The sequence below is a fragment of the Actinokineospora sp. HUAS TT18 genome, from assembly GCF_051364635.1.
Classification (GTDB): domain Bacteria; phylum Actinomycetota; class Actinomycetes; order Mycobacteriales; family Pseudonocardiaceae; genus Actinokineospora.
The window spans coordinates 7,428,157-7,442,727 of the sequence record NZ_CP195645.1 but is presented as its reverse complement, the minus strand read 5'-3'; the positions used below and the strand labels follow the sequence as shown (position 1 = coordinate 7,442,727).

General features: G+C 69.5%; 7 protein-coding genes. 6 read left to right on the top strand and 1 reads right to left on the bottom strand.

Translation table 11 applies throughout. The features are described 5' to 3' along the window. Positions 1-53: 53 nt before the first annotated feature. Positions 54-1,256, bottom strand: coding sequence for an ROK family protein (locus tag ACSHT8_RS34700; RefSeq protein ID WP_436496341.1), 1,203 nt, complete (start codon positions 1,254-1,256; stop codon positions 54-56). A gap of 120 nt (positions 1,257-1,376) precedes the next feature. On the opposite strand from ACSHT8_RS34700, the gene ACSHT8_RS34695 reads away from it, so the two are divergent. From ACSHT8_RS34695 to ACSHT8_RS34670, 6 genes are all read left to right on the top strand, one after another. Further along, positions 1,377-3,935 carry an alpha-N-acetylglucosaminidase gene (locus ACSHT8_RS34695; RefSeq protein ID WP_436496339.1) on the top strand — a complete coding sequence of 853 codons (2,559 nt, stop codon included), beginning with the start codon at positions 1,377-1,379 and terminating at the stop codon, positions 3,933-3,935. A gap of 232 nt (positions 3,936-4,167) precedes the next feature. Further along, the gene (locus ACSHT8_RS34690; RefSeq protein WP_436496337.1) at positions 4,168-5,373 is read left to right on the top strand and encodes an extracellular solute-binding protein; all 1,206 of its coding nucleotides are present in this window, start codon (positions 4,168-4,170) and stop codon (positions 5,371-5,373) included. An 89-nt stretch (positions 5,374-5,462) separates the two neighbouring features. After that, a complete protein-coding gene (locus ACSHT8_RS34685; RefSeq protein WP_436496335.1) occupies positions 5,463-6,404 on the top strand; it encodes a carbohydrate ABC transporter permease in 942 nt (313 codons plus the stop codon). Between the two features lie 79 nt (positions 6,405-6,483). Next, positions 6,484-7,371: a carbohydrate ABC transporter permease gene (locus ACSHT8_RS34680; RefSeq protein ID WP_436496333.1), complete on the top strand. Its 888-nt coding sequence runs from the start codon at positions 6,484-6,486 to the stop codon at positions 7,369-7,371. A 128-nt stretch (positions 7,372-7,499) separates the two neighbouring features. Next, complete coding sequence (locus tag ACSHT8_RS34675) at positions 7,500-8,360, top strand: FAD:protein FMN transferase (protein ID WP_436496331.1); 861 nt, start codon at positions 7,500-7,502, stop codon at positions 8,358-8,360. Positions 8,361-8,543: 183 nt separating this feature from the next. Next, positions 8,544-14,519, top strand: a complete 5,976-nt coding sequence (locus ACSHT8_RS34670; RefSeq protein ID WP_436496329.1) for a DUF7507 domain-containing protein — start codon at positions 8,544-8,546, stop codon at positions 14,517-14,519. Positions 14,520-14,571 lie beyond the last annotated feature (52 nt).

Genomic DNA, 14,571 nt, shown 5'->3' with positions numbered 1-14,571 from the left:
CCGCAAAGAATGCGATACATCAGGTGTTTGCACAAGACTTGCGCGCAAAGCGATCAGAGGAGAGCAGCCAGCCGATCCTCGGCCGCGTCCAGCGCCATCCGGATGGCGCCGAGGACGACGCCGTTCTCCCGCAGCGTCGACGCGCGCACGTCGACCGGAACCAGCAGGAGGCGGCGGAGATGGGCGCGGACCGCGTCGAACAGCACGTCGCCCGCGCGGGACACGCCGCCGCCGACGATGACGCGTTCCGGGTCCAGGATCAGGATCTGCGTGGCCAGGCCGCGGGCGAACCGGGCCGCCATGGTGTCGACCACGGCCACCGCGTCGGCGTCGCCCGCCGCCGCGGCCTCGAACAGCGGCGCGAGGTCGCCGCCGGCGAGCCGTTCGCGCAGCTCAGCGCCGCAGCGCTCCATGGCCGCGCGCAGAATGGCGCCCGCGGCGACCAGCCCCTCGAACGAGCCGAGCCCGTCGCCAACCGGGGGCGGAGTGTCGTCGATGGGCGTCACCAGGTCGACGAAGCCGAGTTCACCGGCGGCGGATGACGCGCCGCGGTAGGGCTTGCCGTCGATGACGATGCCTGAGCCGATCCGCTCGCCCCAGTGCACGAACAGCAGGTTGTCGCTCGCCTCGCCGCGCCAGCGCTCGGCCACGACGGCGAGGTTGACGTCGTTGTCGACGAGCACCGGGCAGCCAAGCCACGACCGCAGCCCGGCCACCAGCGGCACGCCACTCCAGTCCGGCATGCTCGGCGCGAGCACCACCTCACCGGTCTCGTGGTCGACGATGCCCGGGGTTCCTACGCCGACCGACCAAAGTGCGGACGGGTCTATCCAGGCATCGGCGGCGGCCGCGGCCAGCGCCTCGCGGACCAACTCGACAAGCTGGGCACCGGTCGCCCCCGGCGGTGGCGTCTCCCTGCGCTCCGCGCAGACCACGCCCGCCAGGTCGGTGACCGTCACCTGGACCCGATGCGTGCCGACGTCGACCCCGGCCACATGCCCCAGCTCCGCGCGGAAGCGGACGCGCACCGCGGGCCTGCCGACCTGCGCCGACGTGGTCGCCAGCGACTCGACCGCCTGCGCTTCGCTCAGCGTGGTGAGGGCACGGGTCACCGCGGGCCGGGACAAGCCGGTCGCGAGCACGAGATCGGACACCCGGGCGGTCTGGCCCTCGGCTTCGCGCAGTGCGCTGAGGACCGCCGCCGCGTTGATCTTGCGCAGCACGTGCGGCCCGGTGGCCGCCATACCCGTCGGCACGTACTGCCTCCCTCTGGTCTGGTGGGGGACGTTATCGGACCGGTCTTGACAAACCCGTGTCCGGCGCCACAGAGTATCGAACCATCCATTACTAATCCACCTCCTGGCAGCGAGGTATCCATGCGTCGTCTTGTCGCCATACTTGCGTCAGTCGTCGTCTTAACGGGTCTGCCCACGACCCAGGCTTCAGCGGCGGAGGCGTTCGACTCGGCCCCCGCCGCGGCCGCCCTGTCCCGTCTCGTCCCGACCCACGCGTCCCAGTTCGCCTTCACGGCCGTGCCCAAGCCGTCGAGTGGGGACTACTACGCCATCTCCGGCACCCCCGGCGCCGTCAAGGTCGAGGGCACCAGTCCCGCGGTCCTGCTGGCCGGGGTCGGCTGGTACCTCAAATATGTGGCCAAAGTGGACATCGGTTGGCCCGGCGACAGCCTGTCCCGGCTGCCCGCCACCCTGCCCGCCCCGACCTCCACCATCACCAAATCCGCCACCGTCGCCCACCGGTTCGCCCTGAACGACACCGACGACGGCTACTCCGGCGCCTACCGGGACTGGACCGCGTTCCAGCGACAGGTGGACCTGCTCGCCCTGCACGGCATCAACGAGGTCTTCGTCCAGATGGGCGCCGAGGCCGCGTACTACGGCGCGCTGCAGGAGTTCGGCTACAGCAAGGCCGAACTGCAGTCCTGGATCCCCGGCCCGTCGCACCAGCCGTGGTGGCTGATGCAGAACATGTCGGGCTTCGCGGGCCCGGTGTCCGAGCAGCTGATCACCGCCCGCGCGGCGATGGGCAAGAAGATCGTCGACCACGCCAAGGCTTTGGGCATGACCCCGGTCCTGCCCGGCTACTACGGCACCGTCCCGCCGAACTTCGTGGCCAAGAACCCCACCGGCCGCGTCGTCCCGCAGGGCGGCTGGGTCGGCTTCACCCGCCCGGACTGGCTCGACCCGCGCAACGTCATGTTCGGCAGGGTCGCCGAGGCGTTCTACCGGCACCAGGCCACCCAGCTCGGCACGACGTCGATGTACAAGATGGATCTGCTGCACGAAGGCGGCAACCCCGGCGACGTCCCCGTCGGCGACGCGGCCCGCGCGGTGTTCTCCGCGCTCGACACCGCACGCCCCGGGGCCATCTGGGTGCTGCTCGGCTGGCAGTCCAACCCGCCCGTCGCGATCGTCGACGCGGTCGACCACAGCAGGCTGTTCATCGTCGACGGCCTCTCCGACCGCTACAACAACCTCGACCGCGAGGCCACGTGGAAGGGCACGCCGTACGCGTTCGGCACCATCCCGAACTTCGGCGGCCACACCACGATCGGGGCGAACACCGCCGTGTGGGCCACGCGGTTCGAGCAGTGGCGCACCAAGAGCAACAGCGCGCTGAAGGGCATCGCGTATTTGCCCGAGGGCACGGGGACCGACCCGGCCGCCTTCGAGCTGTTCACCGAGCTGGCCTGGCGCACCGGGCCGCTCGACCAGAACGCCTGGTTCGCCGAGTACGCCACCCGCCGCTACGGCGGCGCCGACACCCGCTCCGCCCAGGCGTGGAACTACCTGCGCCAGGGCCCGTACAGCACGCCGTCGGGCACGTGGAGCGAGTCGCAGGACAGCCTGTTCGCCGCCCGGCCCAGCCTGACCGTGGCCACCGCGGCCTCGTGGTCGCCCGCCTCCATGCGGTACGACGCGAGCACGGTGCGCCGGGCACTGACCGAGCTGCTGGCGGTCTCCCCGGCCCTGCGCTCGACCGACGCCTACAAGTACGACCTGGTCAACACCGCACGGCAGGCGCTGGCCAACCGCAGCCGCACGCTCCTGCCCGCGATCAAGACCGCCTACGACGCCAAGGACCTGACGAAGTTCCGCGCGCTCGCCGCGGAGTGGAAGTCCGACATCGCGCTGCTCGACCGGCTCCTGGCCAGTGAGAAGAACTCGCTGCTCGGCCCGTGGCTGCGCGATGCCAAGGCGTGGGGCGCCACGACCGCGGAGAAGGCGACCCTGGAGTACGACGCGCGGTCGATCATGACCACCTGGGGCCACCGCAGCGGCAGCGAGAACGGCGGGCTGCACGACTACGCCAACCGTGAGCTGTCCGGCCTGGTGGCCGACTTCTACGGGATGCGATGGACCAGGTACCTCAACGGCCTCGACGCCGCCCTGGTCAACAACACCTCCCCCGCGGCGATCGACTGGTTCGCCGTGGAGGACGCGTGGAACCGGGAGACCAAGACCTACCCGACCACGCCGACGGGTGATCCCTACGCACTGGCGACCGAGGCGGCCGCGGCGGTGCCGTCCACCACGGTCGGTCCGATCACCGGCAACGGCGGCAAGTGCGTCGACATCACCGACGGCAGCGCGACACCGGGTACCGCCACGCAGCTCTACAGCTGCAACGGCTCCGCGGCGCAGACCTGGGAGATCCCCGGGGACAAGTCCATCCGGGCGCTGGGGCTGTGCCTCGACGCCCGCAACGGTGGCACCACCAACGGCACGGTCGTGCAGGTCTACACCTGCAACGGCACCGTCGCCCAGCAATGGACGGCGGGAGCGAACGGCAGCCTGCGCAACGACAAGTCAGGGCTGTGTCTCGACGCCGAGTCGAACTCGACGGCCAACGGGACAAGACTGCTGCTGTGGAGCTGCCATGGCGGAGCGAACCAGCGCTGGACAATCCCAGCCTGACCAGGCGAAACATCCCTTGTCTCAAGTGGACTACGAAGCGGTCTACACCTTGACTCCGGGAGGCGTCTGGGGAGAGCATAGGCGAAATTGCTCGAAGATGCGCAGAACTACCGAGTTTCAATCTAAAGTTTGCAAAGCGTGGCCAATCGGTGCTCATCCGTACACCGAACCGGCAGAAGGGCAGAAGAAGTTGAGGCGTTTCACGCAGAGTGCAGCGGTTGTCACCGCGGCCGTGCTGGGTCTGACCGCGTGCGGCGGTTCCAGCGACAGCGGCAGCGGCGGCAACGCCGCCGGTGGCACCACCGAGCTGGAGCTGGTCGTCCCCTCCTACGGCGACAAGACCAAGCCGTACTGGGAGGACCTGGTCAAGGCGTTCGAGGCCAAGAACTCCAACATCAAGGTCAAGCTCGAGGTCCAGAGCTGGGACGACATCCAGAAGGTCGTCGACACCCGGATCCAGGGCAACAAGGCGCCCGACATCCTCGAACTCGACGCCGCGGGCCCCGCCTACGGCAAGGAGGGCCTGCTCTTCAAGGCCGAGGAGATCGTCTCCGACGCCACCATCAAGGACATCGTCCCGGCGTTCCTCGAGGGCGGCAAGATCGACGGCGTCAACTACGGTGTGCCGACCGTCGCCTCGACCCGCGCCCTGTTCTACAACAAGGACCTCTTCGCCAAGGCGGGCATCGCCGCGCCGCCGAAGACGTGGGACGAGCTGCTCGACTCGGCCAAGAAGATCTCGGCCCTCGGTGACGGCGTCTCCGGCTACGGCATGCCGCTGGGCTCCGAGGAGGCGCAGGCCGAGGCCTCCATCTGGGCCTTCGGTGGCGGCGCGTCCTGGGAGAAGGACGGCAAGATGACCATCAACACGCCGCAGGCGGTCGAGGGTCTGTCCTTCGCCAAGAAGATGATCGACGAGAAGGCCACCCAGGCCGACCCGGGCGCGACCAACCGCACGCCGCTGCTCAACGTGTTCATCCAGGGCAAGATCGGCATGATCACCGGCCTGCCGCCGGTCGTCGGCCAGGTCAAGGAGAAGAACCCGTCGCTGCAGTGGGGCATCGCCCCCAGCCCGTCGAAGGACGGCAAGCCGTTCACCCTCGGTGTGGCCGACTACTTCGTCGCCTTCAAGAAGGACGGCAAGAAGCAGGAAGCGGTCAAGAAGTTCCTCGACTTCTTCTACGAGTCGGCGAACTACGTCAAGTTCAACGACAACGAGGGCTTCATCCCGGCCACCAAGTCCGGTGGCGCGGCTGCCGCGGCCAAGCCCGAGCTGAAGGCGTTCGTCGACGCCCTGCCCGGCGCCCAGTTCTACCCCTCGCAGAACCCGGCGTGGGCGGCGACCAAGGGTGGCTTCCAGTCGCTGGTCGGCCAGATCCAGAACAAGTCGGCCGAGGATGTCCTCAAGGAGATCCAGGCCAAGGCCGACGCGGGCTGATCCAGCCGCGCCGTGAATGACCTCCGCTGGTGGCGGGCCGTGTCCCGGCCCGTCACCAGCGGGTCCACCATTCGAGGGAGATGTGTGCAGTGACCCAATCCGCCGGGCTGCGGACCGTTGCCCAGACACCGACCCGACGGCGCAAGCGCGTCGACGTCAGCCGGGAATCGACCCTGCGGGCACTGCCCTGGCTGGCGCCCTCGCTGATACTGATCTTCGGCGTGGTGATCTACCCCGCCGGGTACATGGTCTACTCGTCGTTCCGGGACATCACCCGCTTCGGCACCGACCAGGGCTGGGCGGGCTGGGAGAACTACACCCGCCTGTTCGAGCTGGACCACCTGCCCAAGGTCTTCCTCAACACCGCGATCTGGGTCGTCGCGGTCGTGCTGCTCAGCGTGGTCATCTCGCTGGCGCTGGCGCAGTTCCTCAACAAGAACTTCCCCGGCCGCAAGGTCGTGCGGCTCGCGGTGATCGTGCCGTGGGCGGCCTCGGTCGTGATGACCTCGACGATCTTCGTCTACGGCCTCGACCCGTTCTACGGCATCATCAACCAGTTCCTCGTCGACGCCGGCCTGATGGACCAGCCCTACGGCTTCCTGAAGAACGCCACGTCCGGGTTCCTGATGTCGGCGGCGGTCGCGATCTTCGTGTCCGTCCCGTTCACCACCTTCGTCATCCTCGCGGGCCTGCAGACCGTGCCGGGCGAGGTCCTGGAGGCCGCCTCGATCGACGGCGCCACCAAGCAGCAGGCCTACTGGCGCGTGGTGTTCCCGATGCTGCGCCCGGCGCTGGCGGTGGCCAGCCTGATCAACGTCATCAACGTGTTCAACTCGCTGCCGATCCTGCGCACCATGACCGGCGCGATCCCCGGCTACGACGCCGACACCACCACCACCCTCACGTTCAAGATCATCCAGTCCGACCGGCAGATCGACACCGCCAGCGCGCTCAGTGTCATCAACTTCCTGGTCGTCCTCGTGGTGATCGCCGTCTACATGCGCGTCGTGCGCCCGATGAAGGAGGTCTGAGGCTCATGAGCGAGCTTGCGAGTGAATCAATGACACAGTGCCTTCGCGAGTGGAGCCACCGATCCTGTGAGGTGGCCGAATGAGCGCTCTCGCAGAGGCCCCTGCCCGCAGGCTTCCCGTCCAGATCCCCCAGACCGCCAAGGCCCCCCGCAAGCGCTGGGAACTCACCGTCGTCGGCGGCATCATCGCGATGGTGTTCCTCGCGCCGTACCTGGTGATGCTGTCGGGGGCGTTCAAGTCCCGGCCGGAGATCCTCAAGGTCCCGCCGACCTACCTGCCCACCGAGTGGCACCCAGAGAACTTCGTGACCATGTGGAACACCCCGGAGACCCCTCTCCCGGACAACCTGTGGTCCACCATCGTCATCGCCCTGGGCGGCACCGCGCTCGCCCTGATCGCCGCCGTCCCCGCCGCCTACTTCGCGGCCCGGTCGAACTTCAAGCTCAAGCTGCCGTTCCTGATCCTCGTGCTGATCACCCAGATGCTCCAGCCGACGGTGCTGGCCTCCGGCCTGTTCCGCGAGTTCGTGACACTGGGCCTCAACGACACCTACCTGTCGATGATCCTGGTCAACGCGGCGTTCAACCTCTCGTTCGCCGTGTGGATCATGCACAGCTTCTTCTCCTCGGTCCCCAAGGAGATCGAGGAAGCCGCCTGGATCGACGGCTGCACCCGATTCGACTCACTGCGCCGGATCATGCTGCCCCTGGTGTGGCCGGGCATCGTCACCACGATCGTGTTCACGTTCATCGCCTGCTGGAACGAGTTCGCCGCCAGCCTCATCCTGCTGCCGACCGACACCAACCAGCCGCTGACTGTCGCGCTGACCAAGTTCGTCGGCCAGTACGACGCGGCCTGGCAGTACGTGTTCGCCGTGTCGATCATCGGCATCCTGCCCGTGGTCATCCTCTTCGCCCTCATCGAGAAGCGCCTGGTCGCGGGCCTCACCGCGGGCGGGGTGAAGTAACAGCTCACGCACAGCGGATTCACAGGAACCGCGTCCACCCTCCTATCCGTGAGGACGAACGCGATACCGGATCCGAGAACGCGGCACAGGGCCGCGACCGCCTTGGCGGTCGCGGCCCTCGGTGCGTCATGACCGCGAGCAGAACCTTCCCGGCGGCGGGCACCACGGCCACGGTGGCCGTGACGGCGCCGTCCGCGCTCGACGAGGCCGCGGACATCCTGGCGGCGGAGCTGGCGGCGATGGACCGCACGTGCAGCCGGTTCCGCGCCGACTCGGAGATCTCCCGGCTGCACCTGGCGGCGGGCCGGATGGTCACGGTCTCCCCGCTGCTGGTCCAGGCCCTCGCCGTCGCCCTGCGCGCCGCACGCCGCTCCGACGGCCTGGTCGATCCCACGGTCGGCGCGGCCGTCGAGGCCATGGACAACGCCGACCCGCCCGTCCCCGCGCCCGGCTGGCACCGGGTGCTGCTCGACCCCGCCTCCGCGTCGGTGGTGCTCCCCCGTGGCGTGCGGCTCGATCTCGGCGCCACGGCGAAGGCGCTCGCGGCGGACCGCGCCGCCTACCTCATCGCCCAGCGGACCGGCGCGGGCGCTCTCGTCCGCCTCGGCGGCGACGTCAGCACCGCGGGCACCGCCCCGCCGGACGGCTGGCAGGTCGCTCTGGACGACGGCCCGGACGCGGCCGTCATCCTGCGCGCGGGCGGCCTGTCCAGTTCGCGCATGACCCGCCCCCACCGGCACGGCGGCGAACCGGTGCGCCACATCGTCGACCCGCGCACCGGCCACCCCGCGAACTCGCCTTGGCGGGCGGTCAGCGTGACCGCGCGGTCCTGTGTGGACGCGAACACCGCGGCCACGGCCGCGATCATCCTCGGCGAGCACGCCCCGCTGTGGCTCGCCGACCGCGGCGTCCCGGCCCGGCTCGTGGCGAACGACGGCGCGGTGTGCCTCGTCGGCGGCTGGCCCGCGGACCTCGTCGCCGCACCCTGACCCCGACAAGAGCTCTCTCCGTAATCGCTCCACCACCGAAAGTCATCAAGATGGTCGAGCCTTGTGGCCGACCCGTTACCCAGCGTCGGACGCTCGCGGTAACGCAGTAGGCCGAATGGCCGATATTGTCCCACGGCGAGGCACCACCGATACCGGTCGGCGGGCCTGCGTGCGGAGGCAACGATGTCACTGCGTCGGCTGGTCTCGGTCTCGGCGGTCGCCGCCGTGCTCCTGCCCTTCATCGCCAGCGGGGCGGCGGCCAATGTGCTGCCCGGCTCGCCGCCCGACGTCCTGGTGCCCAACCAGGTGGGCGGGTTCCAGATGGACGGCAACCCGGAGCAGACGATGTACAACCCGGCACCGCCGCCGGGCAGTATCGACTGGACCGACGTCAACACCCCGCCGAACCCGTGGGCGATCGACCCGGTCGGCTCCGCGGACACCACCGTGTACGACCAGGGCACCAAGGAAGGCGACCCGGTCGACGGCTGGAACGACGCGGGCAGCGCCGGGGCGCCGCAGAAAGGCGACTTCGGCAACGTCTACTTCCACGGCCAGCTCTTCGACGTGGCGCCCGGCCCCGCGGTGGACAACCGCGTCTTCATGTACTTCGGCTACGAGCGCGCGTTCAACAGCGGCAGCCTCGACATGAACGTCGAGCTGAACCAGCTGAACAACCACGTCAACCCGAACGGCGTCTCGGTCCCCACCCGCACCGTCGGCGACGTGCGCCTCGCCCTGAACAACCAGGGCAGCCAGAACCTGGTCATCACCGGCACCTACAACAAGTGGACCGGCACCGACTGGGGTCCGGACATCGACCTGGGCGCCAACATCGTCGGGCGGCTCAACGACACCGCCGTGCCCGAGCCCTACACCAGCGCCGTCGCGGTCAACGGCATGATCCCGACGCAGCAGTTCGTCGAGTTCGGCATCGACATGACCGGCGCGGGCATCGTCCCGCCCACCTGCCCGCTCACGATCTACTTCGGACAGATGAACATGCGCTCGCGCGCGTCGCCGTCGCAGCAGTCCGAGCTGAAGGACTTCATCGCCGCGCCGGTGTTCACCCCGTCGCTGTGCACCCGCCTGCGCATCGAGAAGCGCTCCGAGAGCGGCGCGCTCGTGCCCGGCGCGACGTTCCTGATCACGCCCAACCCCGGCACCGGCAGCGGCTCGCTCACCGCGACCGACGGCGGCGCCAACGACCTGACCCCGGCGGGAACCCAGGCCCCGGCCGACGGTGTCATCGAGTTCCCGCAAGCCCAACCCGGCTCGTACACCGTCACCGAGACCGCGCCGCCGCCCGGCTACATCGGCGACCCGGTGCCGCAGACCAAGACCTGCGCGGCGCAGCAGTCCTGCACGTACGTGTTCACCAACGCCCTCGGCTCCCTCGTCTTCCACAAGCGCGACGACGCGGGCCAGGTGCTCGGCGGGGCGACCTTCACCCTGACGGCCACCGGCGGCGCCGCCGCGGCCCCGCCGTGGGACCTCGACACCGCGCCCATCACGATCGCCGACTGCGTCTCGGCGCCGTGCGCGGGCCGCGACACCAACGCCGCGCCAGGTGAGTTCACGGTCGTCGGCCTGCCCACGGGCACGTACTCGCTGGTCGAGTCCGCCGCGCCCGCCGGGTACAACCCCGACCCGGACACCGTGACCGTCACGATCACCGGCACCACCCCGTTCGAGGTCGTCACCCCGTTCGTCGACCCGCGCGAGGTCGGCTGGGTGCGGATCGTGAAGAAGCTGGTCGACGAGACCGGCGCCCCGGTGACCCCGGCCGACCTGGCCGCGCTCGACGGCGCCACGTTCGTCGTCTACCAGGACGGCAACGGCAGCGGCTCACTGGACCCGGGCGAGGAGTCGCACCTGTGGCCCAACCCGCCCGCCGACGGCTCCGACATCGCCACGTGCACCATCAGCGGCGGCCTCGGCTACTGCGACGTCGGCCCGCTGGCCACCGGCACCTACCGGATCACCGAGACCGTGGCGCCGCCGAACACGAACTCCGCGGGCGACGTCAACGTGACCGTCACCGAGACCACGGCCGTCGCGCCGGTCGCGGTCGACTTCGTCAACGTGCTCACCCAGATCAACATCACCCTCGACAAGACCGGCCCCGCGACCGCGAACGTCGGCGACACGATCACCTACACGTTCACCGTCACCACCAGCGGCCCGCGGCTGCACGACGTCGACCTGGTCGACGACACCGGGATCTGCCAGTCGGCCCCGGCCTACCAGTCCGGCGACGACGGCGACAACTTCCTGGAGCCCGGCGAGTCGTGGATCTACACGTGCACCCACGTGATCACGATGGCCGACCCGGACCCGCTGCCGAACACCGCGACCGCCACCGGCGTCGACGACTTCGGCCGCGATGTCAGCGACACCGACGACCACAGCGTCGACATCCTCCACCCCGACCTCACCGTGCTGAAGACCGGCAACGGCCCGATCTCGGCCGGTGAGCCCGCCTCGTTCACCGTCACGCTGACCGTCGGCGGCGACCCGGGATCCATCGCCCGGTCGGCCACCCTCGACGACCAGCTCCCGGTCGGTCTGGTGTGGACGATCAACCCGGCCGTCCCCGGCTGCTCGATCGTCACCACGACGCTGCACTGCGACTTCGGCGACCTGCCGGTCGGCAGCCAGCGCACGGTCACGGTGTCGGCGCCGACCGGCCCGGTCGACTGCGGCACGCTGGCCAACACCGCCACCGTCGGCGCGTCGAACGAGCTCAACACCGGCGACAACTCCTCGACCGCGACCATTGTCGTGAACTGCCCGGACGTGACGGTGGAGAAGACCACCGACACCCCGACGATCGCCGCGGGCGACACGGCGCGCTTCACCGTGACGGTCCGCAACCTGGGCCCGGGCACGGCGTTCAACGTGACGCTGTCCGACCCGCTCCCGGCGGGGGTCACCTGGGCGGAGAACCCCGATCAGCCCGCCTGCTCGATCGCCGACAACACCCTGAGCTGCGCGATCGCCACGCTCGCCGTTGGCGCGTCGGTCTCGGTGACGGTGGAGGGCCTCTACTCGATCCCGTCGTGCGCCACGCTCACCAACACCGCGACCGTGGCCGCGGGCAACGAGCCCGCGTCGGCAGGCGGCAACAACACCGCCACGGCGACGATCGCGGTCAACTGCCCGGACGTCGTGGTCGAGAAGACCACCGACACCGGCACGATCAGCGCAGGCGACACCGCCCGGTTCACCATCACCGTCAGGAACCTCGGCCCGGGGCTAGCGTTCGGCGTCGGCCTGACCGACCCGCTGCCCGCCGGGGTGGCGTGGACGGTCAACCCGGCCGTTCAGGGCTGCTCGATCACCAACAACACGCTGACCTGTGACGTCGGGACCCTGGCGGTCAACGGGTCGGTCAGTGTCACCGTCGAGGGCGTCACCGACGCGGTCGACTGCGGCACGCTGCCCAACACGGCGACCGTGTCCGCGGCGAACGAGTCGAACACGGCGAACAACACGGCCACGGCGACGATCAACGTCAATTGCCCGGATGTGACGGTGGAGAAGACCACCGACACCGGCACCATCAGCGCAGGCGACACCGCCCGGTTCACCATCACCGTCCGGAACCTCGGCCCGGGCACCGCATACGGCGTCGCCCTGAACGACCCGCTACCCGCGGGTGTGGCGTGGACGATCAACCCGGCCGTTCAGGGCTGCTCGATCACCAACAACACGCTCACGTGCGACTTCGGGACCCTCGCGGTCAACGGGTCGGCCAGTGTCACCGTCGAGGGCGTCACCGACGCCGCTGACTGCGGCACGCTGACCAACACGGCGACTGTCTCGGCTTCCAACGAGACGAACACGTCCAACAACACCGCGACCGCCACGATCATCGTGAACTGCTCGGACGTGACGGTGGAGAAGACGACCGACACGGGCACGATCAGCGCCGGGGACACCGCGCGGTTCACCATCACCGTCCGGAACCTCGGTCCGGGCACCGCGTACGGCGTCATGCTGAACGACCCGCTGCCCGCCGGGATCACCTGGGCCGTCAACCCGGCGATGCCCGCGTGTGTGATCGCCGACAACACCCTGTCCTGCGACCTGGGCACCCTGGCGGCGAACGCCTCGGTCTCCGTGACGGTCGAGGGCGTGACCGACGCCGCCGACTGCGGCACGCTCACCAACACCGCGACCGTTTCGGCCGCCAACGAGACCAACACGGCCAACAACACCGCGACGGCCACCATCACCGTCAACTGCTCCGACGTCACGGTCGAGAAGACCACCGACACCGGCACGATCAGCGCCGGGGAGACCGCGCGGTTCACCATCACCGTGCGGAACCTCGGCCCTGGCATCGCCACCGGCGTCACCCTGAACGACCCGCTCCCCACCGGGGTCGCCTGGGCCATCAGCCCGGCCGTCCAGGGCTGCTCGATCACCAACAACACGCTCACGTGCGACTTCGGCACGCTCGCGGTCAACGGGTCGGCCAGTGTCACCGTCGAGGGCGTCACCGACGCCGCTGACTGCGGCACGCTGCCCAACACCGCGACTGTCTCGGCGGCCAACGAGACGAACACCGGCAACAACACGGCCACCGCGACGATCACCGTCAACTGCTCGGACGTGACGGTCGAGAAGACCACCGACACTGGCACGATCAGCGCCGGGGACACCGCGCGGTTCACCATCACCGTCCGGAACCTCGGTCCGGGCACCGCCTACGGCGTCTCGCTGTCCGACCCGCTGCCCGCGGGGGTGACGTGGGCGGAGAACCCCGACGTCGCCGAGTGCGCCATCGCGGCGGGGACGCTCACCTGCGACTGGGCCAGTCTCGCTCCACAAGGGACGGTCTCGGTCACCGTGGAGGGCGTGACCGACGCGGCTGACTGCGGAACGCTCACCAACACCGCGACGGTGTCGGCCGCCAACGAGAACAACACGGCCAACAACACCGCGACCGCGACGATCACCGTCAACTGCTCGGACGTCACTGTCGAGAAGACGACGGACACCGCGGAGATCCTGGCCGGTGACCTCGCCCGCTTCACCGTGACGGTGCGCAACCTCGGACCGGGCACCGCCTACAACGTGCACCTGTCCGACCCGCTGCCCGAGGGCATCACGTGGGTGGAGAACCCGGACGTCGCCGAGTGCGCCATCGCCGACGGCACGCTCACCTGCGACTGGCCGAGCCTCGCTCCACAAGGGATGGTGTCGGTCACCGTCGAGGGCACGACGCCGGACGCCGAGTGCGGCGTGCTGACCAACACGGCCACCGTGTCCGCGGCGAACGAGACGAACACGGAGAACAACACCGCGACGGCGACCATCACCGTCACGTGCCTGCCGAACATCATCATCGAGAAGGTCGCCGACGACGACACCATCGACGCCGGGGCGACCGCGGCGTTCACGATCACGGTGAAGAACATCGGCGCCGGGCCCGCGCAGAACGTCGTCATGACCGACGAACTGCCGGAAGGCATCACGTGGACCTCGGACAACGAGCTGTGTGAGATCGCCGAGGGCGTGCTGACCTGCGAGTTCGGCACGATGCAGCCGACGGCCGAGCAGGTCGTGCACCTGACCGGCCCGACCACCCCGGCCAACTGCGGCGTCCTGGACAACACCGCCGTGGTCACCCTCACCCGCGCCGAGGGCGGCGAGTCGTCGGCGTCGATCACGGTGGTGTGCTCGGTGGACATCGGCATCGACAAGTCCGGCCCGACGACGGCGAAGGTGGGCGACACGATCACCTACACCTTCACCGTGACCAACGTCGGCCAGACCGACCTCACCACGGTCACCCTGACCGACCCGATCTGCGCCGCGGGCACCCTGACGTGGACCCAGTCGGACGAGGTCCTGAACGTGGGCGAGGCGTGGACGGCCACGTGCAAGCACACGATCACGTCGACCGACCCCGATCCGCTGCCCAACACCGCCACCGTGGTCGGCACCGCCGCCGACGGCCGCACGACCCCGCCGCGGTCGGACAGCCACCTGGTCGACCTGATCCAGCCCGCACCGGCACCGCCCGCCCCCGCGCCGCGGCCGCCGCTGGCGACCACTGGTGTGAACGTGCTGCCGCTGGGCTTGGCCGCACTGGTACTGATCCTGATGGGCGGCGTCGTCCTCGGCCTCACCCCAAGGCGCCGCTGATCAACCCGAGTTACTCAATCGTAGAAATGTAGAACGATCCAAAGAACCGCCT

What these genes read in the sequence shown, in the direction of transcription:
- ACSHT8_RS34695 (WP_436496339.1), top strand. Translation starts at nt 1,377, where the DNA reads ATGCGTCGTCTTGTCGCCATACTTGCGTCAGTCGTCGTCTTAACGGGT.
- ACSHT8_RS34680 (WP_436496333.1), top strand. Translation starts at nt 6,484, where the DNA reads ATGAGCGCTCTCGCAGAGGCCCCTGCCCGCAGGCTTCCCGTCCAGATC.
- ACSHT8_RS34675 (WP_436496331.1), top strand. Translation starts at nt 7,500, where the DNA reads ATGACCGCGAGCAGAACCTTCCCGGCGGCGGGCACCACGGCCACGGTG.
- ACSHT8_RS34670 (WP_436496329.1), top strand. Translation starts at nt 8,544, where the DNA reads ATGTCACTGCGTCGGCTGGTCTCGGTCTCGGCGGTCGCCGCCGTGCTC.